Origin of the sequence: Porcincola sp. LCP21S3_C12, assembly GCF_052118625.1 — a bacterium.
GTDB lineage: Bacteria > Bacillota > Clostridia > Lachnospirales > Lachnospiraceae > Porcincola.
The window spans coordinates 1-760 of record NZ_JBQKGW010000071.1; the positions used below are offsets into that span (position 1 = coordinate 1).

At 45.4% G+C, this 760-nt stretch carries 1 protein-coding gene; it reads left to right on the forward strand.

The features are described 5' to 3' along the window. Positions 1–247 precede the first annotated feature (247 nt). Positions 248–760: IS110 family transposase (locus ACTQ1N_RS12675; RefSeq protein WP_441957011.1), on the forward strand; the 513-nt coding region annotated here is incomplete at its 3' end.

Genomic DNA, 760 nt, shown 5'->3' on the forward strand with positions numbered 1-760 from the left:
GATTCTTAATATATGAGTAGAGGCTTTCATAGTCTCTGCTCTTTCTTTATGATGAAGGTGATTGGTCTGACGTAATTTCCGATTGGGACACCACGCCCGAAGTTAAATGTGTCAGCCCGCCTTCATCGTTCTACATTCGATTCAGCAAGTTGGGAAAGAATGCTTCTCCCGTTTAACGAAAGAATATGAGTGAACCTTGAAGAGCTGGATCCAATCATAAACCACTTACGAAAGGAGCGTCTTTCTCATGATTGCTGTTGGTATTGATGTATCAAAATCTAAGAGTACAGTCGCCATTCTCAATGGGGATGGCAGCATCCGTGCCAAACCTTTTGATGTCCACCATGTCGCTGATGAGCTGCAGGCATTGGTAGATTACATCAAGAGGACTTCCGAACCTCCAACCATTCTTATGGAGCCTACCAGCCACTATCATTATCCACTTCTGAAAGCCTTTCAGGAAGCGGAACTCCCAGTCTGTCTGATCAATCCATACCAGATGAAGAAGTATGGCGATACCGAACTCAGAAAGGCGAAAACGGACAAACGTGATTCTCTGCGAATCGCTCAGTATGCCCTTGAGAAGTCCTATTCGCTGATTCCTTACACTCCTCAGGACCAGAAGTATGAAGATCTCCGTTTTCTGTCCAGGCAATACAGTCAGAGGATATCAACCCTAACTGTTGCCAAAGTTCAGCTGCTCAGCCTTCTGGATGAAACAATGCCCGGCATTACGACCATTCTCCCTCTTAAAAGCAGG